Annotated in this window: 30 protein-coding genes and 1 pseudogene; 25 read left to right on the forward strand and 6 right to left on the reverse strand. The window is 43.4% G+C overall.

The window, feature by feature from the left end:
• Positions 1-11 precede the first annotated feature (11 nt).
• Complete coding sequence (locus ACEO2X_RS05125; protein WP_136144131.1) at positions 12-464, reverse strand: YcgN family cysteine cluster protein; 453 nt, start codon at positions 462-464, stop codon at positions 12-14.
• Between the two features lie 191 nt (positions 465-655).
• Here ACEO2X_RS05125 and ACEO2X_RS05130 point away from each other — a divergent pair, with 191 nt between their 5' ends.
• From ACEO2X_RS05130 to ACEO2X_RS05175, 10 genes are all read left to right on the forward strand, one after another.
• Complete coding sequence (locus ACEO2X_RS05130; RefSeq protein WP_004974108.1) at positions 656-814, forward strand: DUF1328 domain-containing protein; 159 nt, start codon at positions 656-658, stop codon at positions 812-814.
• A 207-nt stretch (positions 815-1,021) separates the two neighbouring features.
• Positions 1,022-1,762 (forward strand): dienelactone hydrolase family protein, encoded by a 741-nt coding sequence (locus ACEO2X_RS05135; protein WP_136144130.1) that lies wholly within the window; start codon positions 1,022-1,024, stop codon positions 1,760-1,762.
• 69 nt (positions 1,763-1,831) lie between these two features.
• Positions 1,832-2,194, forward strand: coding sequence for an HIT family protein (locus tag ACEO2X_RS05140; RefSeq protein WP_070155794.1), 363 nt, complete (start codon positions 1,832-1,834; stop codon positions 2,192-2,194).
• 136 nt (positions 2,195-2,330) lie between these two features.
• A complete protein-coding gene (gene mutY / locus ACEO2X_RS05145) occupies positions 2,331-3,365 on the forward strand; it encodes an A/G-specific adenine glycosylase (protein WP_371971156.1) in 1,035 nt (344 codons plus the stop codon).
• A gap of 60 nt (positions 3,366-3,425) precedes the next feature.
• A complete protein-coding gene (locus ACEO2X_RS05150) occupies positions 3,426-3,965 on the forward strand; it encodes a M23 family metallopeptidase (protein ID WP_131261236.1) in 540 nt (179 codons plus the stop codon).
• Positions 3,966-3,983: 18 nt separating this feature from the next.
• Positions 3,984-4,229 (forward strand): hypothetical protein, encoded by a 246-nt coding sequence (locus ACEO2X_RS05155; RefSeq protein ID WP_104852758.1) that lies wholly within the window; start codon positions 3,984-3,986, stop codon positions 4,227-4,229.
• Positions 4,230-4,281: 52 nt separating this feature from the next.
• On the forward strand, positions 4,282-4,845 hold the full coding sequence (locus tag ACEO2X_RS05160; protein WP_104852759.1) for a DNA-3-methyladenine glycosylase I: 564 nt from the start codon (positions 4,282-4,284) through the stop codon (positions 4,843-4,845).
• Between the two features lie 94 nt (positions 4,846-4,939).
• The gene (locus ACEO2X_RS05165; RefSeq protein ID WP_004974093.1) at positions 4,940-5,962 is read left to right on the forward strand and encodes an NAD(P)-dependent alcohol dehydrogenase; all 1,023 of its coding nucleotides are present in this window, start codon (positions 4,940-4,942) and stop codon (positions 5,960-5,962) included.
• A 238-nt stretch (positions 5,963-6,200) separates the two neighbouring features.
• On the forward strand, positions 6,201-6,905 hold the full coding sequence (locus ACEO2X_RS05170) for an FKBP-type peptidyl-prolyl cis-trans isomerase (protein ID WP_004974091.1): 705 nt from the start codon (positions 6,201-6,203) through the stop codon (positions 6,903-6,905).
• Between the two features lie 56 nt (positions 6,906-6,961).
• A complete protein-coding gene (locus ACEO2X_RS05175; RefSeq protein WP_004974089.1) occupies positions 6,962-7,651 on the forward strand; it encodes an FKBP-type peptidyl-prolyl cis-trans isomerase in 690 nt (229 codons plus the stop codon).
• A 77-nt stretch (positions 7,652-7,728) separates the two neighbouring features.
• Here ACEO2X_RS05175 and murJ read toward each other — a convergent pair whose 3' ends face one another.
• Both murJ and ampD read right to left on the reverse strand, forming a co-directional pair.
• A complete protein-coding gene (gene murJ / locus ACEO2X_RS05180) occupies positions 7,729-9,279 on the reverse strand; it encodes a murein biosynthesis integral membrane protein MurJ (protein ID WP_171287394.1) in 1,551 nt (516 codons plus the stop codon).
• A 50-nt stretch (positions 9,280-9,329) separates the two neighbouring features.
• The gene (gene ampD, locus ACEO2X_RS05185; protein WP_004974083.1) at positions 9,330-9,929 is read right to left on the reverse strand and encodes a 1,6-anhydro-N-acetylmuramyl-L-alanine amidase AmpD; all 600 of its coding nucleotides are present in this window, start codon (positions 9,927-9,929) and stop codon (positions 9,330-9,332) included.
• Positions 9,930-10,106: 177 nt separating this feature from the next.
• Here ampD and nadC point away from each other — a divergent pair, with 177 nt between their 5' ends.
• Positions 10,107-10,952, forward strand: coding sequence for a carboxylating nicotinate-nucleotide diphosphorylase (gene nadC / locus ACEO2X_RS05190; protein ID WP_004974082.1), 846 nt, complete (start codon positions 10,107-10,109; stop codon positions 10,950-10,952).
• 106 nt (positions 10,953-11,058) lie between these two features.
• Here nadC and ACEO2X_RS05195 read toward each other — a convergent pair whose 3' ends face one another.
• Positions 11,059-11,226 carry a hypothetical protein gene (locus ACEO2X_RS05195; RefSeq protein ID WP_286430022.1) on the reverse strand — a complete coding sequence of 56 codons (168 nt, stop codon included), beginning with the start codon at positions 11,224-11,226 and terminating at the stop codon, positions 11,059-11,061.
• A 177-nt stretch (positions 11,227-11,403) separates the two neighbouring features.
• Complete coding sequence (gene rph / locus ACEO2X_RS05200; protein WP_004974074.1) at positions 11,404-12,120, reverse strand: ribonuclease PH; 717 nt, start codon at positions 12,118-12,120, stop codon at positions 11,404-11,406.
• A 204-nt stretch (positions 12,121-12,324) separates the two neighbouring features.
• Between rph and ACEO2X_RS05205 the strand changes: the two genes are divergently transcribed.
• Entirely contained in the window at positions 12,325-12,981 is a 657-nt protein-coding gene (locus ACEO2X_RS05205; RefSeq protein ID WP_371971157.1) for a TetR family transcriptional regulator, read from the forward strand.
• Positions 12,982-13,095: 114 nt separating this feature from the next.
• Here ACEO2X_RS05205 and ACEO2X_RS05210 read toward each other — a convergent pair whose 3' ends face one another.
• Positions 13,096-13,716: a thiol:disulfide interchange protein DsbA/DsbL gene (locus ACEO2X_RS05210; protein WP_371971158.1), complete on the reverse strand. Its 621-nt coding sequence runs from the start codon at positions 13,714-13,716 to the stop codon at positions 13,096-13,098.
• Positions 13,717-13,897: 181 nt separating this feature from the next.
• On the opposite strand from ACEO2X_RS05210, the gene ubiG reads away from it, so the two are divergent.
• The 13 genes and pseudogenes from ubiG (at position 13,898) to ssuC (ending at position 25,349) form a co-directional block, all read left to right on the forward strand.
• A complete protein-coding gene (gene ubiG / locus ACEO2X_RS05215; protein ID WP_004974063.1) occupies positions 13,898-14,614 on the forward strand; it encodes a bifunctional 2-polyprenyl-6-hydroxyphenol methylase/3-demethylubiquinol 3-O-methyltransferase UbiG in 717 nt (238 codons plus the stop codon).
• On the forward strand, positions 14,611-15,312 hold the full coding sequence (locus ACEO2X_RS05220) for an HAD family hydrolase (RefSeq protein ID WP_371971159.1): 702 nt from the start codon (positions 14,611-14,613) through the stop codon (positions 15,310-15,312). The genes ubiG and ACEO2X_RS05220 overlap by 4 nt, the downstream gene beginning before the upstream one ends.
• Before the next feature lie 68 nt (positions 15,313-15,380).
• Entirely contained in the window at positions 15,381-16,127 is a 747-nt protein-coding gene (locus ACEO2X_RS05225; protein ID WP_004974058.1) for a YciK family oxidoreductase, read from the forward strand.
• A 311-nt stretch (positions 16,128-16,438) separates the two neighbouring features.
• Positions 16,439-17,005 (forward strand): annotated as a pseudogene (gene msuE / locus ACEO2X_RS05230) (FMN reductase); the annotation flags it as partial.
• Positions 17,006-17,332: 327 nt separating this feature from the next.
• Entirely contained in the window at positions 17,333-17,752 is a 420-nt protein-coding gene (locus ACEO2X_RS05235) for a hypothetical protein (protein WP_178867025.1), read from the forward strand.
• 138 nt (positions 17,753-17,890) lie between these two features.
• A complete protein-coding gene (locus ACEO2X_RS05240; protein WP_165492522.1) occupies positions 17,891-18,046 on the forward strand; it encodes a hypothetical protein in 156 nt (51 codons plus the stop codon).
• A gap of 243 nt (positions 18,047-18,289) precedes the next feature.
• Positions 18,290-18,679 (forward strand): RcnB family protein, encoded by a 390-nt coding sequence (locus ACEO2X_RS05245; RefSeq protein WP_131261242.1) that lies wholly within the window; start codon positions 18,290-18,292, stop codon positions 18,677-18,679.
• Positions 18,680-19,104: 425 nt separating this feature from the next.
• Entirely contained in the window at positions 19,105-19,488 is a 384-nt protein-coding gene (locus ACEO2X_RS05250) for an RcnB family protein (protein WP_179990744.1), read from the forward strand.
• Between the two features lie 144 nt (positions 19,489-19,632).
• Positions 19,633-20,979, forward strand: coding sequence for an amino-acid N-acetyltransferase (gene argA, locus ACEO2X_RS05255; protein ID WP_131261244.1), 1,347 nt, complete (start codon positions 19,633-19,635; stop codon positions 20,977-20,979).
• 353 nt (positions 20,980-21,332) lie between these two features.
• On the forward strand, positions 21,333-22,316 hold the full coding sequence (locus ACEO2X_RS05260; RefSeq protein WP_131261245.1) for a sulfonate ABC transporter substrate-binding protein: 984 nt from the start codon (positions 21,333-21,335) through the stop codon (positions 22,314-22,316).
• Positions 22,317-22,339: 23 nt separating this feature from the next.
• A complete protein-coding gene (locus tag ACEO2X_RS05265) occupies positions 22,340-23,335 on the forward strand; it encodes an aliphatic sulfonate ABC transporter substrate-binding protein (protein ID WP_371971160.1) in 996 nt (331 codons plus the stop codon).
• A gap of 23 nt (positions 23,336-23,358) precedes the next feature.
• Complete coding sequence (gene ssuD, locus ACEO2X_RS05270) at positions 23,359-24,537, forward strand: FMNH2-dependent alkanesulfonate monooxygenase (protein WP_371971161.1); 1,179 nt, start codon at positions 23,359-23,361, stop codon at positions 24,535-24,537.
• Complete coding sequence (gene ssuC, locus ACEO2X_RS05275) at positions 24,534-25,349, forward strand: aliphatic sulfonate ABC transporter permease SsuC (protein ID WP_131261248.1); 816 nt, start codon at positions 24,534-24,536, stop codon at positions 25,347-25,349. Before ssuD ends, ssuC begins: the two co-directional genes overlap by 4 nt.
• Positions 25,350-25,434 lie beyond the last annotated feature (85 nt).

Genomic DNA, 25,434 nt, shown 5'->3' on the forward strand with positions numbered 1-25,434 from the left:
TGCAGTATGAATTAACGCACCCAACGCACCACATAATCTTCTATATCTTCTTCTGCAACATCCAGTTCTGAAATACAACGCCCTGCCGCAGATTTTTTGGCTTTAATCACACTTTGGCGTGAGCCCGTATTTAAGTAATGCCAAGATGGCAAATTTTTGCCCTGTTTTAAACGACGATAGGCACAACTTGGCGGCAACCAGTGAATTTTTTCTAGTTTTTCGGGGGTAAGTTGAATGCAATCGGGCACAAAGTCAAAGCGATTGGCATAATCTGAACAACGTGCTGTGTTACAGTCCAGTAACTTGCACGCCACTTTGGTATAGGCCACTTCTTGCGTGTCTTCATCTTCTAGTTTGACCAAACAGCATAAACCGCAACCATCGCACAAGGCTTCCCATTCCGCAGTATTTAAGGCATTCAGCGGATAGTTTTTCCAAAATTCAGGTCGTAATTGATCAGACATAGCGCACAGAAAATAACAAAACTGCGTCATTATAACAGCCTTGTTTCAACTTGTTGCTTTTGTTTAGTCTTTAAATGAATCAAACACTTAACTCAAACAACTGAACATTTAATACACAAAAACAAAACAGTGTGCTGCGTTCAGCTCCCTATACTAAATTCAGAAGCTATAAAAACACATGGAGAACAATTATGTTTCGTTGGGCTATAATCTTCGCAGTGATTGCGTTAATCGCGAGTTTACTTGGTTTTGGTGGTGTCGCAGGTTTATCCAAAGACTTTGCCATTATTTTATTGGTGATTGCTGTGATTTTGGCAATTGTTGGTTTCCTCTCTCGCGGAAAAATCTAGTGACCTCGTCTATAAATTCCTAAAAATCAGATAAAAAAGAAGGATTTTTCCTTCTTTTTTTATGTCCGCTTTTTACGCAACAAATGCCAATTTGGCTATTTTAAAAATATTTTCTCACATTTATAGGCAGTATTTACCCTGTTTTTAAAAATGCGTGCCATATTATTATGCTTTAATCATGGCATTGAAAACGATAAGGAATAAGGCATGGCTTTAGCAATCAAAACTCGCGAAATTGAATATACGGCTGCAGATGGCAGCAAACTGATCGGTTATTTTGCTGCACCAGAAACAGCACAAGCTGTCGCGGGGGTGATTGTCGCACCTGAATGGTGGGGACGTAACGAATACACCGAACAACGCGCGCGTGAATTGGCTGAACATGGTTTTGCAGCCTTAGCGATTGATATGTATGGCGATAAAAAAGTCACCACCACCGCAGCCCAAGCCAATGAATGGATGATGCAAACTTTTGCAGATGCTGACACAATTGTGACTCGTGCGTCTGCAGCTTTGGACACTTTAGCTGCCCAACCTGAAGTAAATCGCGATAAACTCGCTGCAATTGGTTTCTGTTATGGCGGCAAAGTCGTTCTGGATTTGGCTCGTTCTGGCGCAGCATTAAAAGCAGTGGTGACCTTCCACGCCAACCTCAGCCCGAAAGCCCCTGCACAACAAGGTCAGGTACAAGCCGAGATTTTGGTGTTGCATGGTGAACTGGACAGCATGGTGACTTTAGACGACGTCGCAAGTTTCCGTGAAGAAATGCACGCGGCTCAAGTAGAGCATGAAGTGATTATTTTTGAAGATGCCAAACACGGCTTTAGTAACCCTCAAGCCGATGAACGTGCCAAAGCCAATGGGGTCGATTTAGGCTATAACGCATCGGCAGAGCAACAAGGTTTAGCTGCCATGTATGAAGTGTTGGATCGTCGTTTAGCAGATTAATCTGCTGTTCACATTACGCAGCATATACTCAACGCAAGCCAAGAAAATTTTAAAGAAGAGGATATAACAATGACTGAGCAATGCCCTTATTGCAATTTTGATGATTATGATGTTTTGGCAAAAAATGAATTTGGGGTAATTTTGCCTGAACCCAATGCCCTGTCTAAAGGACATTGCGTGATCATTCCGCTACGTCACGTCGGCTCTTTTTTTGACATTACAGACAAAGAACGTAAAAGTTTATTGTCTTTATTAGAATTGGCGCGCAATGAGTTGCAATTGCGTCATCAACCTGCAGGTTTCCATGTGGGTTTTAATGATGGCGATGTGTTTGATGCTAAATCTGAGCATTTACACATCCACATTATTCCACGCTATGAAGGTCAGACCTTAAAATTGGATAACCGTTGGGGTATGAGCGGTCAAATTTAAACCACGACTCGTTTTATCCCAAACCAAGTGAAACCAAACCTAAAGAAGAAGATGCACGCTCATCTTCTTTTTTTATGCACGTAATTCCCACGCCAGTTTGGCTATACTAAGCCGCTACTTTACAAACTGGGTTCGCATGACTGCTTTTTCATTTTCCGATGCTCTCCTCACGTGGTTCGATCAACACGGACGCCATGACCTGCCGTGGCAAGTCGCCGATGATCCCTATGCGGTGTGGGTGTCTGAAATCATGCTGCAACAAACTCAGGTCAAAACCGTATTGCAATATTTTGAGCGTTTTTTGCAGCGCTTTCCGACAGTGCAAGATTTAGGACGTGCAACTTGGGATGAAGTTGCACCGTATTGGGCAGGTTTAGGCTATTACGCCCGCGCCCGCAACTTGCATAAAGCCGCAGCCATTGTGGCACAGCAAGGACATTTTCCAAGTACGCTCGAACAGTGGATGGCTTTGCCGGGCATTGGTCGCTCTACGGGTGGTGCCATGATGTCGCTGGGTTTACGCCTATACGGCGTCATTATGGATGGCAACGTCAAACGGGTTTTAGCACGTTTTTTTGCTATTGAAGATGATTTATCCAAACCTGTACATGAACGTGCCATGTGGCAACTGGCAGAACAGCTCTGCCCCGAAGTGCGTAATCACGACTATACGCAGGCTATTATGGATTTGGGTGCCACCATTTGTACCCCCAAAAAACCACTGTGCTTATATTGCCCAATGCAACAACACTGCAAAGCACATCAACAAGGTTTAGAGCAGGAATTGCCCTTTAAAAAACCGAAAAAAGCCGTACCCGTTAAATCTGCACAGGTCTTAGTACTGCAATGCGCAGATCAGTGGTTATGGCAACAACGTCCCAATACAGGACTTTGGGGTGGACTATGGTGTTTGCCTGTCATTGAAGATGCACAGGCTTTTGAGCAACTGTGTCAAAGCTTGAGCCTTAAACAGGTACAGCAACGCGCACAGATTTCACATAGCTTTACCCATTTCACTTGGCAGCTTGAAGCACTGTGTTTTCAGGTCGATGCTGATCTACAAGAACACTTGGCAATAGAACTGAATGCAGATTGGTATAGTCCGCAACAAGCCAGCGATTTGGGCATTCCGACGGCCATGAAAAAATTGATCTCGGCAATCAATCTGTGACATAGTCAAGCATCGTGATGAATGAAATCTTTGCTTTCACTGCCATTACAAGGATGTCTTATGTTTCGATGGATTGCTGTTTTAAGCCTGTCACTCTTTACCTTATTGATTGCGGCCTGTAGTTCTGCACCGAAACGTCCTAGTACCCCACTCCCGCCTGCCTTGGTGCAAAAACTCAATCAAATGAGTTTAAAAACTCGCTTGCCCATTCCTGTGCAGGGCATTAAAGCGCATCAGTTGAATGACACTTGGGGTGCATCTCGTAGTAGCGGACGTTTGCATGAAGGCATTGATATTCTTGCCGCCAAAGGCAGCAAAGTGTATAGCGCTACAGAAGGTTTAATTGCAGACTTACGCGATAATCGCTTAGGTGGTAAAGTAATTTGGATATTAGGGCCTGCAGGCACTTGGCATTACTATGCACACTTGGATGGACATAAACGCGGTTTAAACGTAGGCGATTATGTCAAGGCAGGAACGCATATTGGCTATGTCGGCAATACAGGCAACGCCCGACACACTGCCGCACATTTGCATTACGGACTTTATTTAAATGGTAAAGGACGCGGTGCGGTCAATCCTTATCCTTATTTACGTTAATTTTGTTAGGAACATTTCATGTCTGAAGCCTTGATAAATCGATTGGTGGAATTTGCAGAATCTGGCAATCAACAAAAAATTGTATTGGCAGGACAAGTCCATCAAGGCTGGGTCATGGAAATTACTGAAGATGCCCTGCTCATCAGCACAGGTTATTCAGATAAAGTTGGTAAAGACAACTGGATTTCCTTTCACGATCTGCAACAGGCAGAACTATATTATTGGGATAACCAACATGACCAATGGGCAGCATTTCAGCTTTAAGTCCGTCCCATTCACATCTATTCAGCTATCTATTCAACAAGGAGCATGACCCATGACGATACAACGCTGTGGTTGGTGTTCCGATGATCCACTCTATATTGCCTATCATGATTTAGAGTGGGGACAAGCTGTATTTGCCGAAGTGCATTTATTTGAAATGCTGTGTTTAGAGGGACAGCAAGCAGGCTTGTCTTGGATTACTGTATTAAAAAAACGTGAAGCGTATCGTCAGCATTTTTTTCAATACAGCATTGCTGAAATTGCCGCCTTCAGTGATGATGATATTGCGCTCAAATTACAAGATGCTGGATTGATTCGACATCGAGGTAAATTACAAGCAATTCGTGACAACGCACGTGCATGGCAAAAACTAAAAGACGCCGATATAAACGTCGTGACATGGCTTTGGGGTTTTGTTGCACAGCAACCTATTAGGAATGATGTACCTGACTATCGTCTTGCGCCTGCACAAACCGACGCTAGTGTTGCCATGTCGAAAGCCCTAAAGAAAAATGGTTTTAAATTTGTAGGCCCGACCACCTGCTATGCTTTTATGCAAGCTGTAGGCATGGTCGATGATCATGAAAATCACTGTCACTTTAAAACAACATCTTAAAGCAACATCCAAGCTTTAGTATTCAAAACTGCTCAACCCATAATAGCAAGATCACCAATCAATACAGTCAGCCTTATGACAAGGACGGTGCAATATGAGTAATACCATTCGAGCCTATGCCGCAATGCAGGCAGGTGAAGCCCTGCAAGCCTATCAATTTGATGCGGGTGAACTGCAGGCGCATCAGGTAGAAGTCAAAGTCGAATATTGTGGCTTATGCCATTCCGATCTTTCAGTCATTCAAAATGACTGGCATTCCTCAGTATATCCTGTGGTGGCAGGACATGAAATTATTGGCACGATTACTCAATTGGGCAGTGAAGCCAAAGGTTTAACCGTGGGGCAACGTGTAGGCATTGGCTGGACTGCAGACAGTTGCCAACACTGCGATGCCTGTATTGCAGGCGAACAAGTGCTGTGCAGCAATGGCACCACCGCAACCATTGTGGGACATGCAGGTGGTTTTGCCGATAAAGTCCGTGCAGGTTGGCAGTGGGTCATTCCATTACCCGATGAGGTCGATCCTGTCAGTGCAGGGCCTTTGCTCTGTGGTGGAATTACCGTATTTGATCCGATCTTGAAACATCAAATTCAGGCAGTACATCATGTTGCGGTGATTGGTATTGGTGGCTTGGGGCATATCGCCATCAAATTATTAAAAGCATGGGGCTGTGAAATTACGGCGTTCAGTTCCAATCCAGACAAAACCGCAGAATTACTGGCTATGGGTGCAGACCATGTAGTGAACAGCCGTGATGCTGCTGCCCTTAAAACCCAGCGTGGCAAGTTTGACCTGATTTTAAGTACGGTAAACGTAAGCTTGGACTGGAATGCTTATTTAAGTACGCTTGCACCACATGGCACTATTCACATGCTAGGTGTAGCGCTAGAACCCATGCAAATTAAGGCGGGCAGCTTAATTGGCGGTGCAAAATCGGTTACTGGTTCATCGACAGGTTCGCCTGCAGCGCTGCGTCAATTACTACAATTTGCCGCACGCAAACAGATTGCCCCACAGGTGGAAGTTTTTCCGATGTCACAAATCAATCAGGCAATTGAACATTTGCATCAGGGCAAGGCACGCTATCGGGTGGTGTTAAAGGCCGACTTTGACTAATTTTTAAGTTAAATCTTGCCCAATTTAACGGTCTTGCTCATCTCAGATGGGCAAGATTTATGTATAAAAAATGTTTTAGATATTCAGTCTGTTATAGAATAAACTGCGTAAGCAGCATATATTAAAAAGTTGAATCGACACAGGCTGCAAAGCCACGTGCCAAACTAGAAAAGTCTGTGAAAAAGTCTGCTAAGATGAATGCTGCTTTTTTAACTATAAAATGAATTTGAGAAAACCTATGAGTAAAGCCTTACCCATCGCTGTTGCTGTAATTTTAGGCGGTGCTGCACTTGTTCCTGTTTATTATGCCTCTCAAAACCCGGCAGTGGCGACCTCTAAAGCGTCGGCAAATGCTTCTGCGGTTGAAAAAATCAGCTACGCTTTGGGTTATGAAGTGGCACATCAAACCCCACCAGAGCTAGACATCAACAGCTTTGTAACAGGTGTGCGTGAAGGTCATGCGCGTAAACAACCTGCCTACACCGAAGAAGAATTACAAAAAGCCTATGAGCAATTCCAGCAAGAGTTGCAACAAAAACAAGCCACTCAAGCGCAAGCTGCACAAACAGCCAGTGATTCATTCTTAACTGAAAATGGCAAAAAAGCAGGCGTACAAACCACAGCTTCTGGCTTGCAATATCAAGTGATTAAAGAAGGCACAGGCAAACAGCCAACGGCAAGCTCTGTGGTCAAAGTGCACTACACGGGTAAACTGGTCGATGGCAAAGTATTTGACAGCTCGGTACAACGTGGTGAGCCAATTGAATTCCCACTGAATCAAGTCATTCCGGGCTGGACTGAAGGTTTACAGCTCATGAAGGAAGGCGGTAAAGCTACGCTGTATATTCCATCGAAACTGGGCTACGGCGAACAAGGTGTACCAGGCATGATTCCTGCCAACAGCACCTTAATTTTTGATGTTGAACTGATTGAAGTGAAATAACAACATCACCCTTTCAGGAGAGCTTGGCTCTCCTGTATGGTCTTAGGACGAAAAGAATGAAAAAACACCTTGCCCTTGTGTGTATCGCACTGCTCAGCAGTGGCAGTTTTGCCAAAACCGTGACCAATAAAAGTCCTGTTGCAGATCAGGTCGGTTATAGCTTTGGTTATTTAATGGGGCGCAGCAATGCGGAAACCTTAAAAGATATTGATCTCGAAGCCTTCATTGCTGGCTTAAAAATGGCAACACAAGACCAAGCCGCCAGTTTAAGCGATGAAGAAATGGCACGAGTGCTGACTCAATTCAAAAAGCAAGCCGAAGCCAAACAACTGATTGAGCTTAAAAAAGTAGCCGATAGCAATGCTAAAATTGGGCAAGCCTTTTTAAACAATAATGCCAAAAAGGCAGGGGTCAAAGTCACCAAGTCTGGCTTGCAATATCAAGTCTTACAGGCAGGTACGGGCAAATCACCCAAAGCCACCTCTACCGTTAAAGTCCATTATGAAGGTCGTTTAATTGATGGTACGGTATTTGACAGTTCTATCGCCCGCGATCAAGCTGCAGAATTTCAGGTCAGCCAAGTCATTCAAGGTTGGACTGAAGGCTTACAACTCATGAAAGTTGGTGCCAAATATCGCTTCTTTATTCCTGCTGCTCTAGCCTACGGTCAAATTGGCTCAGGCGATGCAATTGAGCCAAACAGCACGCTTATTTTTGATGTGGAACTTTTAGAAATTGTAAAATAATCCAAAGCCGCATCATCTTTAAACAAAAAAATACCGCAATTTAAATTGCGGTATTTTTTCAGATCAACTTCGCTTCATTAAGGTTTTAAATGACGTGGTCTAAAACCCGTTGCCAACAATCCAACCCCATAGGCCACTACGCCCACCACACACAGCGCAGTGACTTCTGCCACACGCATCCATTGTGATACATCACCGTTATACCAAGTTAAGGCATACCACAACGCAGCAATCATCACGGCATTTGCCACTGCAAACTGCACCATGAGTTTTTTCCAGTGCGCACCAAAACGGAAAATCTTGCGTTGATGCAAATAGAAATACAACATGCCTGCATTCACCAAAGCCGAACCTGATGATGCCAGTGCCAATGCCATGTGTTCAGCTTGCCAGTCAATCAGTTTAAAGAAGCCAATAAACACCACGTTTAAAATCGCATTGGCAGCCACAGCCATTAAACCCACACGTACTGGTGTTTTGGTGTCTTGCTGTGCATAAAAACCCGGTGCAAAGACTTTAATCAGCATGAATGAAATCACCCCTGCACTCATACATTGCAAGGCCAAAGCGGTCATTTGCGTATCTTTAAAACTAAACTGACCACGCTCAAACAAGGCTTGGATAATAGGCGTTGATAACATAAACAGTGCAATACTGGCAGGGACACCTACCAAAATAATCACCCGTGCAGCCCAGTCCATCATGCCGCGGAATTTATCCATATTTTGTTCTGCATGACGCGCAGACAGTGACGGTAAAATGACCGTCCCAATCGCTACACCAATTAAGCCCAAAGGTAGCTCTGTCATACGTTCCGCACTATACAACCACGACACCGAACCATCCTGCATAAAAGATGCCCAAATGGTGTTGAGTAGCAGGTTAATTTGCGTGACCGATACCCCAAATAAAGCAGGCAGCATCAGCTTCATAATCCGATCCACCCCTTCATGCTTGAAATCAACTTTAGGGGGAATCAGCAGCTTTTTACGCCATAGTTCTGGAATTTGAATCGCAAGTTGTAAAGCACCCGCGATAATCACCGCCCAACCCAGTGCCATAATCGGCTCTGCCATGTACGGTGTGAGCCATAATGCACCTGCAATCATCGCCACATTCAGCAATACAGGCGCAAAGGCAGGCGTGGTAAATGAGCCATAGCTGTTCAAAATACTGCTGGCAAATGCCGTCAGCGACATAAACAACAAATAAGGAATGGTCAGGCGGAACATATCGGTGGCTAGCGCAAACTTTTCAGGGTCGCTATGGAAACCCGGTGCGTAGATATACATCACCGCAGGCGCAGCCACCATGGCGGTAAAGGTTAGCCCTGTCATTACTGTCATTAAACAGCCAAAAACCCGACTAATTAAAATTTGTACTTCGGCATGAGTGCGGCTGGTTTTATATTCGGTCAATACAGGAATAAATGCCTGCGAAAATGCCCCTTCGGCAAACAGTCGCCTGAAAAAGTTGGGGATACGAAACGCCACCACAAAGGTATCGAAATCTTTACCTGCACCAAACACATTCAGCAATACCACATCACGGACTAATCCTAGCACCCGTGACAGCATGGTCATTGCACTGACAATAAAGGTCGATCGCCAAAGCGCCATCGTTACCACCCAATTAAAAATTTAGTCGCTATTGTAATCAAAGCATCAACAAAGTTTTGTTATTGATTGATCAATTTTTCCTGTGATGTCGAAGCTTTAAGTTGAGATAACTGTTCACGAAAATACTGCCAGTCAAAATACGGCCCCGGATCAGTTTTACGTCCCGGTGCAATATCGGAATGTCCTGCAATATGCTGTTGAATACTCGGATAGGCCTGCTGCAAACTGTGTACCACCTGCACCAAACTCTGATATTGCGCTGTTTCAAAAGGCAAGTCATCACTGCCCTCTAATTCAATCCCAATTGAATAGTCATTACATTCAGGCTGTGCCAAATAACTAGAACGCCCCGCATGCCACGCCCGATCTGCAAAATTAACAAATTGCAGCACCTCGCCTGTTCTTAAAATCAACAAATGTGCCGAAACCTGCAGGCCCTGAATGGTCTGAAAGTAAGGATGCTGCGACCAATCCATTTGGTTCTGAAAAAATTGCTCAATATAACCACCACCAAATTGTGACGGCGGCAAACTAATATTGTGAATGACCAGCAATTGAATCTCTTGGTCTGTCGGACGGGCGTTGAAATTCGGAGATGGGACTTGTCTTGCCCCTTGTAATTGACCCTCAACCACCTGAAACGACGGCACATGCTGCATAAGGCAATCCCCAAACCATTAGAATAGAAAAATAGAACAGAAATTTCAGTTTAATGCCAACGCGTGACAATGAACATCTTAAATTACACCCGAACGTGGCTAAAAAACACATCCTGACGCAGAACAGTGTTAATATAACGCGCAATTTTCATGGGCAAGATCGACACGGAAAATCTTATGAGCATCTCTCCAGCTTTGCTTGAACAATCCATCCAAATCAATATTCAGCAAGCCTTGCAAGAAGATATTGGCGATGGTGATATTACCGCATTATTGACCCCTGAAGATGAGCAGGCCACTGCCACCATTATTAGCCGTGAAGACATGATTTTGGCAGGTCAACCGTGGGTAAATGCCCTGATTCAAGCATACGATGCCAATGTGCAAGTCACGTGGTTAAAAAATGATGGCGACCACGTTGCTGCCAATGAAGCCTTTTTGAAATTGGCAGGTTCTGCACGCAGCCTGTTAACGGTAGAACGCCCTGCGCTGAATTTTGTGCAAACCCTGTCTGCTGTTGCGACTAAAACCGCAGCCTATGTGCAACAACTTGAAGGCTTAAATACCAAACTGCTAGATACCCGTAAAACCTTACCGGGTTTACGCATTGCACAAAAATATGCTGTCACGGTCGGTGGTGGACAAAACCATCGTTTAGGCTTATTTGATGCCTTTTTGATTAAAGAAAATCACATTATGGCAGCAGGCGGCATTACTCAGGCAATTGCCAAAGCACATGCCATTGCTCCGGGCAAACCTGTAGAAGTTGAAGTGGAAACTTGGGATGAACTAAATCAAGCCCTTGAAGCCAAAGCTGATATTGTGATGTTGGATAACTTTAGCCAGCAACAAATGATTGATGCGGTCAAGCATGTGGCAGGTCGTTGTAAACTTGAAGCGTCGGGCAACATCACCATTGAAAATTTACGTGAAGTGGCTAGTACAGGCGTAGATTATATTTCGATGGGTGTTTTAACCAAAGATGTCAAAGCTGTGGATTTATCAATGCGTTTTAATGCGTAAACGATTACTTTTAAAATTAAGGGTGCAATCTGCACCCTTAATTTTTTCCAAAAATTGATTTTAAGGAGGCAAATGAGCCTCCTTTTTTTATGCCTCAATTTTGAATTTAATCATCGTCCTTGTTGTCGTTGTCGTTGTCGTTGTCGTTGTCGTTGTCGTTGTCAGAAGCTTGACCGAGTACACTACGATTGTCTTCATTTTCACGCTCAGTACGTGAATCACATGCAGTTAAAAACAACATCATGGCAGACATTAAAATAATCAATAGTTTCATGCTTTCCTCCTCTTTTCATTCAGGCTCTTTGCATACAGTTTTCCATCTTAAAAGAACGCATCCTGCAATATTGTAGCTTTTTGCTTCACGCTTCCTATCGCAATCTAAATCTCATCCATAAAAAAACGCATCCGAAGATGCGCTCTTAAACAGCAGAAAAACATCAAAAAGCTTAGCTTACCAACCTAAAGCTTGCTGCTGTTTTTTTACCAATTCCTGAATACCTTTTTCTGCCATTTCCAACATGGCATTACATTGCACACGATTAAACGGCTTATCTTCAGCAGTACCCTGAATTTCAATAAATTCACCTGCTTGTGTCATCACCACGTTTAAATCAGTTTGGCAATTTGAATCTTCTTCATAGCACAAATCCAATAACACTTGGTCTTGGTACATGCCCACAGAAATTGCAGCCACCAAACCCTTTAATGGGTCATGCTTAATTTTTTTCTTTTCCAGCAACACATTCATAGCATCAATCAATGCCACTGCTGCACCTGTAATGGCTGCAGTACGGGTACCGCCATCGGCCTGAATCACATCGCAGTCAATGGTAATGGTGTTTTCACCCAGTTTCTTCAAATCGACCATGGCACGCAAGCTACGACCAATTAAGCGCTGAATTTCCTGTGTACGTCCGCTTTGTTTACCACGCGCCGCTTCACGGTCACTACGGGTATGAGTTGAACGTGGCAACATGCCATATTCTGCAGTTACCCAACCTTGTCCCTGCCCTTTTAAAAAGCGCGGTACAGAGTTATCAATACTTGCGGTACACAAAACTTTGGTATGACCAAACTCTACCAACACTGAACCTTCAGCATAGCGAGTATAGTTACGGGTAATTTTTACCTCACGTAATTGATCTAAAGCTCGTTGGTCAATACGCATAATGTGTCCTTATTTTTGGCTCAAATAAATTGCCCGCAAGTATAACAGATGCCACAGCGCAGGTCGCTTTTCCAAAGCTTGACGTGTGCTGTTTCGGTAAATTTTGCCTGTATTTTTACAAAGTGGCTTCATTCATCTTTTAGTATTATCGTGAAACACAGGTTTTTGTTAGACTGCGCGGCACTGGCAGAATCAGGAAATACAATGTCGATTCGGGAAGAACGAAAACAACAAAGTCGTCAGGCAATTATGGATGCAGTGCTGCAACTCAGCAGCGCAGGACGTGCATTTAGCAGCATTAGCTTAAGAGAAATTTCACGACAGATTGGACTGGTGCCCACCGCATTTTATCGGCATTTTCAAGATATGGATGAGTTGGGGCTAGATTTGGTCGATCAAGTTGCCTTGCACATTAAAGGTATTTTGTATCAGTTGGGACAAGCTTATTTACACCAACCCGATGCACAGACCGAAAAGGCATTGACCCTATTTTTTAAATCTGTCGATCAACATCCACAACAATGGATTTTTTTAATTGCCGAACGCTGGGGCGGTTCGACCATTTTACGGCAAGCCATCGCCCGTGAAATTGATTTTTTAATTGAAGATTTAGCTAATGATTTACAACGGGTCGAAAGCGTACAACATTTTCAGCATGCTGAAGATTTTCACATTCTGGCCAATATTTTAATTAATTTATCGTTAAATTGGGCAATGAGCTGGATTGGTTTAGAACGCCAATTTGAAGCCGAAAAATTACCTGAACAACAGCAGCGTTTTATTCAACAAACCATTACTCAAGTACATTTATTATTTCGTGGCATTTGCCACTGGCAACGTCCGCAGCCTGTCGCAGATTAAACATACAACACACTTTTAACCTGCATTAAAAAAACCGCAATGACGTTGCAATCATTGCGGTTTTTAGCGATGCGCTGCTGATTCAGCCTTGCATCATCTTGTTATTGCATCTGTTTATTTCTTAGCTTTACGCTCTTGATCAACCAAGTAGTTCACTACTTGAATCACTTTGCCGTTATCGCCTTGAACGATATATTTACCATTCACCACCACCGCAGGTACACCTGTCAATTGGTACTGACGCGCCAATTGTTTAGCTTGTGAAATTTTAGAGGTGATCGCAAACGAGTTAAACATGCTGTTAAATTTCGCTTCAGGTACACCATATTTCACAAAGAATTTAGCTTGTGATTGTTGGTCAAAAATTTGCTGACCTCTGTCATGAATGGCATGGAAAAGTGGCAAGTGAGTTTTCTTGCGCACACCCAAAGCTTCAGACACATAATAACCACGTGCATTCATTTCCCAAACAGGATTCATGGCTGCAGGAGTACGCACAAAATTCACATCTTTAGGTAACTGGCGTAACCATGTTTGCATATATGGTTCTAAAGTAAAGCAGTGACCACAGCCATACCAAAAGAACTCACGCACTTCAATTTTACCCGGTACATCAACCTTACCCGGGTTGGCGACAACGCTATAATCTTTACCTGCTACAAAATTTGCCGCCATAGTGCTACCAGAAATAGCAAAGATGGCCGTTGCCAAACTACCTAAAAGGAATTTTTTCATTGCGTTTATAATCCTCTAAATCATTCTGTTTAGTGTATGGCAACACTATAAATCAATTATGCTGATTTCGTTTTCCTTCTGTGAACTTTTTTACAGCTTTTATCGCTTTTTTTAGAATTAACGCTACACTAGGGTTTATATCTATTTTTCCAATTATCACGACCCAATTGAGGTGGCACCCATGTCGCATTTGAATGTTGATCCACAAGAAATTGCCAAATTTGAAGCATTTGCAGCCATATGGTGGGATCAGCATTCCGAGTTCCGTCCCCTGCACATGATTAATCCACTGCGCTTAAACTGGATTGATGAGCACGCAGGCGGCTTGGCAGGCAAGAAAGTGCTAGACGTCGGCTGTGGTGGTGGTATTTTGGCAGAAAGCATGGCTCGTCGCGGTGCCAATGTGCTTGGAATTGATATGGGCGAAGCACCTTTAAACGTGGCACGCCTGCATGCAGAACAAGAAGGCGTACACAATATTGAATATCGCCAAATTCCTGTTGAGCAATTGGTAGATGAGCAAGCTGGTCAATACGATGTGGTGACTTGCATGGAAATGTTAGAGCACGTACCTGATCCGGCCTCGATTATTCAAGCCTGCCAAAAACTGGTCAAGCCAGGCGGTCATGTTTTTTTCTCGACCATTAACCGCAACCCTAAATCATACCTATTTGCCATTATTGGGGCAGAATACGTGCTGCGCATGTTAGCCAAAGGCACACACGATTATCATAAATTTATTAAACCGTCTGAATTGGCACACGACATCCGTCAAGCAGGCTTAAAACTAAAAGATATGACAGGCTTACACTACAACCCGCTCACCAAGCGCTATTGGTTAGCACCAAATGTGGATGTGAACTACATGGTTTACACGGTCAATGAGGCAACAGAATGAAGGCAGTTTTATTTGACCTCGATGGCACCTTAATTGATACCGCTGCAGATTTTATTCGCATCATTCAAGATATGTGCCGCGATAAAGGCTGTGAGATTGTGGCAGCAGACGCCATTCGCACACAGGTATCTGAAGGTGCGCGGGCAATGGTCAAATTAGTCTATCCAGAATTTGAGGTAGATGATCCTGTGTTTTTGGCCCATCGACAGCGTTTTTTAGACCTGTACGGCGCAGATATTGCAGTCGAAACCGATCTGTTTGAAGGCATGTATCCACTGCTTGAAGCATTGGAACAGCGTCAAATTCCGTGGGGTATTGTCACCAATAAACCGCGCTGGCTCAGCGAAGCACTGCTCAAAGCACTGAATTTAACTGAACGCTGTGCAGTTTTGGTCTGCCCTGAAGATGTTAGCCGTACTAAGCCAGACCCAGAACCTATGTATTTGGCGGCCAAACAAATTGAAATTGCCCCAGAACATTGTATTTATGTGGGCGATCATCCACGTGATATCGATGCAGGTCGCAACGCCAACATGTATACCATTTTGGCAGCATACGGTTATTTACCGTTACAACACAAAGATGACTTAACAGCATGGCAAGCAGATTGTATAGTGGATTCAGTGACTGAATTACATACGGTTCTGGACAAATTGGTGCTACAAGCTGCCACACAAAATAGCAGTGCCAATGCTTGAATCAGTCATTAAAACGGTGACATGAAACTCAACCCATAAGCAATAAGAAATGAACAGGAGGGATGCCCATGAAATATTCAGAATATCAACCTCGCCCCGATCTTCTCAAAGATCGTATTATCCTGATCACAGGTGCGGGTGATGGTATTGGACGAGCGGCTGCCCTCAGTTATGCGCTACACGGAGCAACCGTAGTGCTGCATGGTCGTACCTTAAATAAACTTGAAGTGATTTATGATGAAATCGAAAGTTTAGGCGCACCGCAACCTGCTATTTTACCGCTACAGCTTTCGAGTGCTTCACCACGAGACTATGAATTACTGGTCGATACCCTAGACAAACAATTCGGACGTTTGGATGGTATTTTGCATAATGCAGGCATTTTAGGTGAACGCACCGAGCTGGCCAATTACCCTGCAGATGTCTGGGATGATGTCATGGCGGTAAATTTACGTGCGCCTTTTGTCTTGACTCAGGAATTATTGCCGCTCTTGGCAAAATCAGAACATGCCTCGGTGGTATTTGCCAGTTCAGGGGTTGGCCGTGAAGCACGTGAACGCTGGGGGGCTTATTCAGTTTCTAAAATTGCGATTGAAGCAGTCAGCCAATTATTTGCCAAAGAGCAAGTTCACCCGAATATTCGCTACAACTGCATTAATCCAGGTGCGACCCGCACAGCCATGCGTGCCAAAGCCTATCCAGATGAAGATCCAAAAACCTTACCAACACCCGATGCAATCATGCCTGCCTATTTATATTTAATGGGCGATGACAGCTTACACATGAACGGTCAAAGTATTGATGCACAGGATTAATCCTGTGCGTCTGCTTCCCGTTTTTTATGACTATGCTTGTGCAAAAAATCGTCATTTTTCAGCTTTTTTAAATTGCTTGAATACGCATCACTTTTTTATATATATGCCATCTATAAACGAAAAACCTTATTTAGATAAAATATAAATATAAATTTTAACAACTTATGCTTTAGTTTTTAGCCCCAATCCATGCATAGAGTGCATATCTAGAAATGAGATAACTTTACAGCTTTTGCTTATTTTACAGTGCACAGCCCAATCATGATTAATAGCGACATTCCAAATTAATTTATTTTTAGGTTGTTCAGCACATGTCATATTCTCAGCAAAAACCGCTCAATATTGTTGCCATTTCCGGGGGGCTCAATGCACCTTCTAAAACAGAAGCGCTGTTACAGACCCTAGTAGAGCGTTTGGCCAAAGCCATCCCGATTCAGGTACATTTCATTAAATTTAGTGAAATTGCGCCACTTTTAGGTGGTGCAATTTACCGCAATCAATTGCCTCAACAAGTGCAAGACGATTTAGCTACTGTAGAAAATGCAGATGCACTGATTGTAGGAACACCTGTCTATCGGGCTTCATTTACAGGTTTATTTAAACATTTCTTTGACTTTGTTGAACAAAATGCATTGATTGATGTGCCTGTATTATTGGCTGCGTCTGGTGGCAGCGAGCGACATGCACTGGTTTTAGAACATCAATTGCGCCCTTTATTCAGTTTTTTCCAAGCACAAACCTTGCCTATTGGTGTCTATGCCACAGACCGCGATTTTAGTCCTGAATATACCGTACAAAGTGAACTACTTAATGAGCGAATCAATTTGGCCATTACCCGTGCAGTTCCAGTTTTGCAATGGGAAGCAGCCAAATCACAGTACACTATAGCCCAAACACAAGTGGCTTAATAACCACTACACATAGCACAGCTTGATCACAACCCACCCACACGGGATAGATATATGAAATACATTATCTATCCCACACATGACTTAGCCTTCATGCTGCCAGTGCTACAGCAAATTCAGATCAGCTTTCTTTTTTATGCAAGTTGCATATCATACTGCCAGTTTTCAGACCTTCATCTTGTGTAAAATAAGCACTTAAAGGCCACCGCAGTAATTGTCTGTATGCATCTTGCATAAACAGAATTCACTCGCTACGCTTCTGCCTTTCTATCCCACTCTTACGCTGCAGAGAACAACATGACTGAATTAAATAACATCACCGTAACCCCGCTAGAAGATGGCATGGTGTCTTTACTGATTGATGGTCAGCCTATTTCTGAAAAATACGGCATGAAGTTTGAAGCCAGCATCGTGGATGATATTCAAGCGCTCGACAACGGCCAAAAAATCAAATTGTTTGATCAGTTTGTGTTTTCACATACCGATCTCAATTTTGAACACGCTTACCACTATGTCACTGGCATTGAAAAGTTGGATGATCGCTATCACGTGGTTAAAAACTTTGTCTATCGTATTAAAATTGAAGGGCAACCTGAAATTGAACACGTGATTACAAAACAAGGTGCACCGATGACAGCTGAAGATGTACGTGAATTTATTAATGCACATATTCAAAAATCACTCACCGACTATACCGACTTAAACTACGCTTACTAAAATCCAGTGAAGCTACCAAACTCAGGGGCAATACATCAATCGATTTATTGGATTGAAATTATAAAACTAAACTGTTTTTCAAATTAATGTAAATCCTTTATTCTAAATCCATCTTCAACAGTATTGAGGTAGATTGCGATGACGGATATGAAACGAAAAACAGCCGTGATTCAAAGTATTGAAACTTTACAACTGAGCCAACATTTGATTGTTGCCTTAGATGACAAAGAAAAAGCCGAATGTGTAGCGAGCGCAGTGCAGTCTTTACAAGGTTTGGCAGATCAGTGGAACTGATGCATCCCATAGCAGCTCGCTGCTATGGTCATGCTCGATCTAAAATATAATACCCCAACCCCTTCCCCTATATTTTCTGCATGCACATACATTCAAAATGCTTTTTTTGTCGCATAATAGAATAGACTCTATACTGTAGCATCAGGCTTTATTTAAAAAATTCATGTGCTTTCTTCACAGTTTCTCTGCATTTAATGGCTAAAGTATGAACTGTGAAATAGAGATGAGAAATGAGGGGTTTACATGAAAAAGATTTTGACAGTTCTGGCAATGTCTTTCAGTGCTTTACTTGGCAGTAATTTAGCAACTGCTGCTCCTCAATTTGATCGGGATGATGCGGAACACCCGCGTTATCAGGCACAAAATAAACGTGAATTTCGTGCCAATATGGAAGAGCGTGTACAAGATAAGCGTCGTATGCGTGAAGAACGTGGTGTAAAACGCTTGCAGCAACATAAGTGGCAAACGGGCTATGTCATGCCGCAGCACTATCGTGGTAATGGCTATAAGGTCGATTATCAAGATCACGACTTGCCTAGACCTGAACGTAAGCAACAATGGTATAAAATCAATCAGGACTATATTTTAGTCGATTTGGAAAACCATCATATCTTGCGTATTGCAGGTTCTTGACATCCTCCCCCCTTAAAAGAGGGTGATTCCTACAGCTAGACGCTTATGCCCAAGCGCAAGTATTTTTAAAACTGTATTTACACAGAATTATTTACACCCTCCAATGCTTAAAGCTAAATTAACATAATCAGCTTATACGCAATTTCAATTTACCCCATATTATTCAATATCTTAGAAAAATCATAAAGCCCAAGTATATATATCTGGGCTTTTTATAGATTCTTTACTTTCCACGGTAATCCCTTCAAAAGAATAGATAACCAAGCACATCTTGGTTTCTCATCTTGCAAAGCGGTACATCCATTCTCCTCATTTTCTCCATCAAATTCACAATTCAGCCAACTATCCACCATCGTTTCTCTTGAGTTCTGCATTAATTTGAATGCATCAACTCAACATTCAAAAGAAACCGAAGGTGAACATTCATGAAAAAAGCGCTCAGCATTCTTGCCCTGTCTGTAACGGCCATCCTGACAACTTCTGCAATGGCTGCACCAGACCACCGTTATGATGACCGTCGCCATCAAGCAAATGCCACTTATAAACATCACAGCAACCACTGGGACAATCAACGTCAGCATACGCAATGGGAGCAAAAACGTTATAATCAGAAACGTGTGAATCCAAGCCGTGACTGGCGTGTAGGTCAAAACTTCCCACGTGGCTATGAAATTTCACGCAATAAAGTCAGTGACCGTGAAGCACGTCGTTTACCCAATACAGGTCGTTACCAACAATGGTACAAAATCAATGGTGACTATGTCCTGATCAATGAACGCACGCATCGTATCATTCGCATTATTGGCTAAAAGCATATTTCAGCCTCAACGATGAGTTCGCATATTCCCAACACCTGAATCACCATTCAGGTGTTTTTTTATATTTAGACTTCCGCTACAGATTTTTTTGATTAGAATCAAAGACAGCACTCGATCATTGAAATAGGCCAGCGCATGACTTCAGCAGAAAACCCTCACAGCACAACCTTACAATATGTGCATTGGTTTCGACATTCTGCGCCTTATATCAATGCCCATCGCAATAAAACCTTCGTGATCATGTTCGATGGCGAAGCGGTGCTGCATGAAAATTTTCAGCATATTATTCACGATATTGCCCTGCTGCATTCGCTGGGAATTCGTCTGATTTTGGTCCACGGCGCACGTCCACAAATTAATCAAAATCTGAAATTCAGCCAAATTGACACCCCTTTTCATTTGCAACGTCGTGTCACCACACGTGAGTCATTATCCTGTGTGATGAATGCGGTGGGTTCAATTCGTCTGCAAATTGAAGCCTTATTGTCGATGGGGCTGGCCAACTCTCCCATGTATGGCGCACGTATCGATGTGGTGTCGGGTAACTTCATTACCGCCAAACCGTATGGCATCCGTGATGGGGTCGATTACCAACTCACAGGTGAAGTCCGCAGTGTCGATACCGATGCCATTCAGCGCCATTTAGAAAACCACAATATTGTGTTGTTAGGGCCTACAGGCTATTCCAGCACAGGTGAAGTGTTTAATCTTTTGGCAGAAGAAGTCGCCACCAAAACTGCCATTCATTTAAAAGCTGATAAGCTCATTTTCTTAGGCGAACAGCACGGATTAGTGAATACCGAAAGGCAATTGCAACGTGAAATTCACCCACAACACTTAAATCAATATATTCAGGCTGCGCAACAGCATCATCCTGAATTGGCACTACACTTAAATGCAGCACAAGAGGCTTCGCTCAACGGCGTGCATCGTGTACATCTGATTTCTTATGCTTATGATGGTGCATTATTAGAAGAGCTATTTACCCGCGATGGTTCAGGCACGATGGTCAGTGATGCACATTATGAAGAAGTACGTACAGCCAATATTCAAGATGTTGGCGGTCTGATTCGACTATTACGCCCTTTAGAAGAAGAAGGTGTATTGGTGTATCGCTCACGTGAACGTCTGGAAAATGAAATTGGGCAATTTGCAGTGATTGAGCGAGATGGCATGATTCTAGCCTGTGCAGCACTCTACCCTATTCCTACCACAGGCAATGAATTAAGGTCTGCTGAAATTGCCTGCGTGGCCGTGCATCCTGCTTATCGTAAATCGAACCGTGGCCGCCAAATTCTGGATTATTTAGAAGATAAAGCCAAAGCCATGGGTATTCAGCAGTTGTTTATTTTGACTACCCGCACCGCGCATTGGTTTTTAGAACAAGGCTTTTCCCCTGCCAGTGTCGATGAACTGCCCGATGCCCGTCAGGCCTTATATAACTATCAACGCAACTCCATTGTTTGCAAAAAGTCACTATAAAGTGACTTTTTGCCTGTAGGCGATATAGCTCAATTTTGCATAAGCTTATGCAACCAGTTCAAAAAAATACTTCTATTTTGAAAACAAAGCCTTAGCTGTAAATTCACTATATTTATCTCTCAACTTCAATAATAAAAATAAGCAATAAAAATCATAAACTTAAAAATAAATACTGCTGACTATCCTCCTACAATTTGTGCAGTTTTAAACATAAGGTTTGCACTTTTTTATTTATCTCAATTTCTGCTTAGAAATTTCCGATTTATTATTTTTTTCAAAAAACAAACCTGTTTAGCGTATGTGTCATCCAGCCCGCTACACCCGTTGGGGTTTATTTTCAGGAGCACATTTGCATGTACCCAATTTCGACATCTTTTTGGAAAAAAACGATTTTTACATCTACGGCTTGGGTCGGAATCATGCTGCTCTCAGGCTGTACTCCAAACCAAGCTGCCAATCAAATCACCTTAAATATTGGCTATCAAAAATACGGTATTTTGCCAATTGTCAAAGAACGTGCCGTACTAGAAAATGCCCTTAAAAATCAGAATGTCAAAATTAATTGGGTAGAATTTCCTGCAGGCCCTCAGCTCTTAGAAGGCTTAAATGTCGGCAGTGTGGTTTTTGGGGAAGCGGGGGAAGCACCGCCTATTTTTGCACAAGCAGCACAAGCCAACTTGGTCTACGTGGCTAATCAACCTGCTGCACCTTTGGCTGAAGCTCTAATAGTACCCAAAAATTCAAACCTTCAGTCTGTCCAAGATTTAAAAGGCAAACGTATTGCACTCAATAAAGGTTCCAATGTGCATTATCTGCTGTTAAAAGTTTTGCAAGCGCATCAGCTCAAACTTGAAGATATTCATGTGGTGTATTTACCCCCTGCCGATGCCCGCGCTGCATTTGAGCGTGGTGCTGTCGATGCATGGGTCATTTGGGATCCGTTCTTTGCTGCGGCAGAACAACAGCTCGGTGCACGTATTCTGGCCACAGGGCAAAACTTGGTGAGCAATCATCAGTTTTATTTGGCAGATCGTCAATTTTCCGAAGCCCATCCTGAATTGTTAAACACAGTGGTGCAGCAACTGAATACCACCACACAGTGGATTCAGCAACATCCTCAACAGGCGGCACAACTCTTAGAAAAACCAACGGGTTTATCGGTCGATATTTTGAGTCGTTCTATTGCCCGCATGGGTTTTGGTGTGCAAAACATTTCTGCGCAAGTGGTTCAACAACAACAGCAAGTTGCAGATGCCTTCTATCAACAAAAGTTAATTCCACAAAAAATTGACATTCAAGCTGCAATTTTAAAACCCACAACAAGCACATCGCCATAAAACAAAAAATCAGGACAGTTTCAATGAAAGCGCTACAAACATTCACATTATTCAGTTTAGGTCTATTCAGTCTAGGCTTCACAGGCTGTGAAAAAATTTCAGCCAATACTGATTCAGCAAAAAGTTCTGCTGCCCCTCTACAACATCTCAGCATTGGTTACCAAAAGTCTGCTTTAAATTTACTGGTTGCTCGTCAGCAAAAGTTATTTGAGCAGCAGCTGCCCAATGTCAAAGTTGACTGGAAAGAGTTTCCTGCTGGCCCACAAATGCTAGAAGCCTTAGCGGTGGGTGCTGTAGATTTTGGCTACGTGGGCAACACCCCGCCTATTTTTGCCCAAGCTGCAGGCAAAGATATTCGCTATGTCGGTTATGAAGTGGTGACCCCAAATTCACAGGCTTTGGTCGTTCCATCAGGCAGCCCGATTCAATCGTTGCAAGATTTAAAAGGCAAACGCATTGCCGTGCAAAAAGGCTCTAGTGCGCATGAATTATTGGGCAAAGTATTAAAGCAAGCCCAGCTAAGCTGGAAAGACATTCAACCTATTTGGCTTGCGCCTGCAGAAGCTCGTGCAGCATTTGATAAAAACAGCATTGATGCTTGGGTCATTTGGGATCCATTTTTAAGTGCTGCCAAGCTCGATGCGCAAGCACAGGTCTTGATTGATGGCACAGCATTCCCAAAAAGTTATGCCTTCTATATTGGTAATCCTAAGTTTATACAACAGCACCCTCACGCGGTCAGCAAGGTTTTAGCTAGCTTGAATGCTGCAGATCAATGGATTCTTCAGCATCAAGATCAGGCTTTGTCTATTTACACCCAAAGTACAGGTTTAGCACCACATATTGCCACACCCGTATTTCAGCAACGCTTAAAACCATCTCCAATTTACCCGCTGAACAATCAGGTCATTCAATCACAACAACACATTGCCAACAGCTTTCAGCAAGACCAACTGATTCCGCAGTCTATCAAAATTCAAAGTGTGGTTTGGAAAGACCAGCACAGCATTACACCTTAAACATACACAACAAGGATATTAAGATGAAAATTTTTTGGTTTATTCCTACCCACGGTGACAGTCGTTATTTAGGTACCAACAAGGGCGCTCGCCAAGTTGATCATGCCTATATGAAACAAATCGCACTGACTGTTGAACATTTGGGTTATGAAGGGGTTTTAATTCCTACAGGCCGTTCTTGTGAAGATCCGTGGATTACTGCAGCCAGTCTGATTGACGCCACACAAAAGCTCAAATTTTTGGTGGCATTACGTCCAGGTATTACCACACCTGCGTTGGCGGCACGCATGGCTGCAACCTTTGACCGACTATCACATGGTCGTCTTTTACTGAATTTGGTCACAGGTGGCGATGAACAAGAGCTCAAAGGTGATGGGCTCTATGAAGATCACAGCACCCGTTATCAAACTGCGGCAGAATACACCCACATTTGGCGTGAAATTTTAAGCCGTTCACATTCAGGTGAGTCGTTCAGTTTTCATGGCAAACGCTTACAGGTTGATGATGCTAAATTGCTATATCCACCTGTACAACATCCACATCCGCCACTATGGTTTGGTGGTTCCTCTGAAGCAGCCATTGAGCTGGCCAGCGAACAGGTGGATACCTATTTAACCTGGGGTGAACCACCTACTGCAGTCAAAGAAAAACTTGAACTATTAAAAGCCAAAGCAGCTGCTAAAGGACGCAGTTTAAATTACGGCATTCGCTTGCATGTGATTGTTCGTGAAACCAATGCCGAAGCATGGCAAGCAGCAGAAGACCTGATTCAATATGTAGATGATGCCACCATTGCCTCAGCACAGGCTAAGTTCCAAGCCATGGACTCGGTTGGACAACGTCGCATGGCGGCATTGCATCAAGGGAATCGTAGCCAGCTGGAAGTATCGCCTAACCTGTGGGCAGGTGTTGGTTTGGTCCGTGGTGGTGCAGGAACGGCCTTGGTAGGCGACCCTGAAACGGTGGCAGCTCGCATTCAGGAATATGCAGACTTAGGCATCAGTACCTTTATTTTCTCTGGTTATCCGCATTTGGAAGAGTCTATTCGCTTTGCTGAGTTGGTTTTCCCACTGTTACCACTGGAAACCCAAAAGAAACTGGCTCAACCTAATTTAACTGGTCCTTTTGGTGAAATTGTAGCAAATCAATATGTACCTGCTGCTCATACATCTGCACAGCGTAAACTGGAGCAAGTCGAATGAGTCAGCAAATACCCTCAAGTTTAGGCAAAGCGCAAAAGGTTTCACGTGGAACATTGATTGGACAACAACTGCTGCCGTGGTTGTTCCCCATCGCTTTAATTGCCTTGTGGCAACTGGCCTCAAGCACAGGCCTTTTGCAAAGCCGCATTTTACCCGCACCAAGTGCAGTACTCAGTGCCTTTTGGACGTTACTTAGCAGTGGTGAATTAGCGCAACACGTTCAAGTCAGTGCAGGGCGTGCCCTGCTAGGCTTGCTGATTGGTGGTGGATTAGGACTGCTGTTAGGCTTACTCAACGGCTCATCTAAAACAGCCTCGACGCTGCTTGACACCACCTTACAAATGATTCGCAACATTCCTGCACTGGCACTGATTCCACTGGTGATTTTATGGTTTGGTATTGATGAAACAGCCAAATTATTTTTAGTTGCTGTGGGGGTGTTTTTCCCAGTCTATATCAACACCTACCACGGAATTCGTTCTGTAGATTCACAGTTGCTGGAAATGGGTAAAAGTTATGGGCTCACCCGCTGGCAATTGTATAAAGACATTATTTTACCCGGGGCGATGCCGTCTATTTTAGTCGGTTTACGTTTTTCGCTTGGTTTGGTGTGGGTTCTGTTAATTGTGGCAGAAACAATTTCTGCTCAGGCAGGCATTGGCTATATGACCATGAATGCACGCGAATTCCTACAAACCGATATTGTACTGGTGGGTATTTTACTTTACGCCCTGCTGGGTAAACTAGCCGATGTGTTCGCGGTACTGTTAGAAAAGTATTTACTACGCTGGCATCCAGCCTATCAAAAATAAGGATTATCCCCATGACAGATTTAAGCTTGGGACGTCATGTACACAGCACAGACCTCCCTCACCAATCTCCAACTGCGCAGTACAA

This window comes from Acinetobacter sp. AL9 (genome assembly GCF_041464035.1).
GTDB classification, from domain to species: Bacteria; Pseudomonadota; Gammaproteobacteria; order Pseudomonadales; family Moraxellaceae; genus Acinetobacter; species Acinetobacter towneri.

Bases quoted from the DNA above. Each gene is read 5' to 3' on its own strand.
- ACEO2X_RS05125 (WP_136144131.1), bottom strand. From the start codon at position 464: ATGTCTGATCAATTACGACCTGAATTTTGGAAAAACTATCCGCTGAAT.
- ACEO2X_RS05130 (WP_004974108.1), top strand. From the start codon at position 656: ATGTTTCGTTGGGCTATAATCTTCGCAGTGATTGCGTTAATCGCGAGT.
- ACEO2X_RS05135 (WP_136144130.1), top strand. From the start codon at position 1,022: ATGGCTTTAGCAATCAAAACTCGCGAAATTGAATATACGGCTGCAGAT.
- ACEO2X_RS05140 (WP_070155794.1), top strand. From the start codon at position 1,832: ATGACTGAGCAATGCCCTTATTGCAATTTTGATGATTATGATGTTTTG.
- mutY (WP_371971156.1), top strand. From the start codon at position 2,331: ATGACTGCTTTTTCATTTTCCGATGCTCTCCTCACGTGGTTCGATCAA.
- ACEO2X_RS05150 (WP_131261236.1), top strand. From the start codon at position 3,426: ATGTTTCGATGGATTGCTGTTTTAAGCCTGTCACTCTTTACCTTATTG.
- ACEO2X_RS05155 (WP_104852758.1), top strand. From the start codon at position 3,984: ATGTCTGAAGCCTTGATAAATCGATTGGTGGAATTTGCAGAATCTGGC.
- ACEO2X_RS05160 (WP_104852759.1), top strand. From the start codon at position 4,282: ATGACGATACAACGCTGTGGTTGGTGTTCCGATGATCCACTCTATATT.
- ACEO2X_RS05165 (WP_004974093.1), top strand. From the start codon at position 4,940: ATGAGTAATACCATTCGAGCCTATGCCGCAATGCAGGCAGGTGAAGCC.
- ACEO2X_RS05170 (WP_004974091.1), top strand. From the start codon at position 6,201: ATGAGTAAAGCCTTACCCATCGCTGTTGCTGTAATTTTAGGCGGTGCT.
- ACEO2X_RS05175 (WP_004974089.1), top strand. From the start codon at position 6,962: ATGAAAAAACACCTTGCCCTTGTGTGTATCGCACTGCTCAGCAGTGGC.
- ampD (WP_004974083.1), bottom strand. From the start codon at position 9,929: ATGCAGCATGTGCCGTCGTTTCAGGTGGTTGAGGGTCAATTACAAGGG.
- nadC (WP_004974082.1), top strand. From the start codon at position 10,107: ATGAGCATCTCTCCAGCTTTGCTTGAACAATCCATCCAAATCAATATT.
- ACEO2X_RS05195 (WP_286430022.1), bottom strand. From the start codon at position 11,226: ATGAAACTATTGATTATTTTAATGTCTGCCATGATGTTGTTTTTAACT.
- rph (WP_004974074.1), bottom strand. From the start codon at position 12,120: ATGCGTATTGACCAACGAGCTTTAGATCAATTACGTGAGGTAAAAATT.
- ACEO2X_RS05205 (WP_371971157.1), top strand. From the start codon at position 12,325: ATGTCGATTCGGGAAGAACGAAAACAACAAAGTCGTCAGGCAATTATG.
- ACEO2X_RS05210 (WP_371971158.1), bottom strand. From the start codon at position 13,716: ATGAAAAAATTCCTTTTAGGTAGTTTGGCAACGGCCATCTTTGCTATT.
- ubiG (WP_004974063.1), top strand. From the start codon at position 13,898: ATGTCGCATTTGAATGTTGATCCACAAGAAATTGCCAAATTTGAAGCA.
- ACEO2X_RS05220 (WP_371971159.1), top strand. From the start codon at position 14,611: ATGAAGGCAGTTTTATTTGACCTCGATGGCACCTTAATTGATACCGCT.
- ACEO2X_RS05225 (WP_004974058.1), top strand. From the start codon at position 15,381: ATGAAATATTCAGAATATCAACCTCGCCCCGATCTTCTCAAAGATCGT.
- ACEO2X_RS05235 (WP_178867025.1), top strand. From the start codon at position 17,333: ATGACTGAATTAAATAACATCACCGTAACCCCGCTAGAAGATGGCATG.
- ACEO2X_RS05240 (WP_165492522.1), top strand. From the start codon at position 17,891: ATGACGGATATGAAACGAAAAACAGCCGTGATTCAAAGTATTGAAACT.
- ACEO2X_RS05245 (WP_131261242.1), top strand. From the start codon at position 18,290: ATGAAAAAGATTTTGACAGTTCTGGCAATGTCTTTCAGTGCTTTACTT.
- ACEO2X_RS05250 (WP_179990744.1), top strand. From the start codon at position 19,105: ATGAAAAAAGCGCTCAGCATTCTTGCCCTGTCTGTAACGGCCATCCTG.
- argA (WP_131261244.1), top strand. From the start codon at position 19,633: ATGACTTCAGCAGAAAACCCTCACAGCACAACCTTACAATATGTGCAT.
- ACEO2X_RS05260 (WP_131261245.1), top strand. From the start codon at position 21,333: ATGTACCCAATTTCGACATCTTTTTGGAAAAAAACGATTTTTACATCT.
- ACEO2X_RS05265 (WP_371971160.1), top strand. From the start codon at position 22,340: ATGAAAGCGCTACAAACATTCACATTATTCAGTTTAGGTCTATTCAGT.
- ssuD (WP_371971161.1), top strand. From the start codon at position 23,359: ATGAAAATTTTTTGGTTTATTCCTACCCACGGTGACAGTCGTTATTTA.
- ssuC (WP_131261248.1), top strand. From the start codon at position 24,534: ATGAGTCAGCAAATACCCTCAAGTTTAGGCAAAGCGCAAAAGGTTTCA.